Raw genomic sequence first — 920 nt, 5'->3', positions numbered from 1 at the left:
AACACGCCAGTTCGCCCGGATGTTGGGACTTGAACCGAAGAACACGGCGGTGCGGAGTCCGGAGAGTAACGGAATAGCAGAGAGCTTCGTGAAAACGATAAAGCGTGACTACATCAGTATCATGCCCAAACCAGACGGGTTAACGGCAGCAAAGAACCTTGCAGAGGCGTTCGAGCATTATAACGAATGGCATCCGCATAGTGCGCTGGGTTATCGCTCGCCACGGGAATATCTGCGGCAGCGGGCTTGTAATGGGTTAAGTGATAACAGATGTCTGGAAATATAGGGGCAAAGCCACCCACGAACGATCCAGCATATAATCAAGAAATTAGATTTCATTTAACATAAGATAGATTATGTGCACCAAGAGGCATTTCCTTAATTTCTGAATTTACAGGCTCTTTTGCTCTCTTTGCTATGCTGTGGATTTGGAAAGATAGAGTGCTGGCTGATTATTTAGGTATTTTCATCAGCATGTCCCTGATAGCACTGTTCCATCAGCGCTTTCAGGCGATAATAGTAGACCTTGGGTAGCCTCTGCCCATGTGTAACTTGATACCCCGAGAACAGCCACGATGATCTATGAGGTGTACTGGCAATAGCGGACACTACCATTTGTTCTTTTTTTAAGCAGCCATCTGATGATATTTTTCCCTGAAGGCTGCCGGGGAGATATTCCCCAGACGAGAGTGACGACGCTGACGATTGTAGAAAATCTCAATGTATTCCCGTATTACTGAGATGGCTTCATCCCGGTTATTAAAACGATAGTGGCTCAGGCTCTCATTTTTCAGCGTTCCCCAGAAGCTTTCCATCGGAGCGTTGTCGTAACAGTGACCTTTACGCGACATTGATGTTTTCAGACCAGACTGCTCCTGTATGACCCGGTAATCGTATGCGCAGTACTGTGAACCTCGATC

Annotated in this window: 2 protein-coding genes; one reads left to right on the top strand and one right to left on the bottom strand. The window is 46.8% G+C overall.

Features of this window, described 5'->3' with window-relative positions; translation table 11 throughout:
• The coding region (locus BFF42_RS18620) for an integrase core domain-containing protein (protein WP_000318964.1) at positions 1-286 on the top strand (286 nt) is incomplete at its 5' end.
• 340 nt (positions 287-626) lie between these two features.
• Here the strand turns inward: BFF42_RS18620 and BFF42_RS18615 are convergent.
• A partial coding sequence (locus BFF42_RS18615) for an integrase core domain-containing protein (RefSeq protein ID WP_146627975.1) occupies positions 627-920 on the bottom strand: 294 nt, incomplete at its 5' end.

The sequence above is a fragment of the Shigella sp. FC1661 genome (assembly GCF_001712525.1).
GTDB lineage: Bacteria > Pseudomonadota > Gammaproteobacteria > Enterobacterales > Enterobacteriaceae > Escherichia > Escherichia coli.
This window is presented reverse-complemented; position numbering and strand designations above follow the sequence as displayed.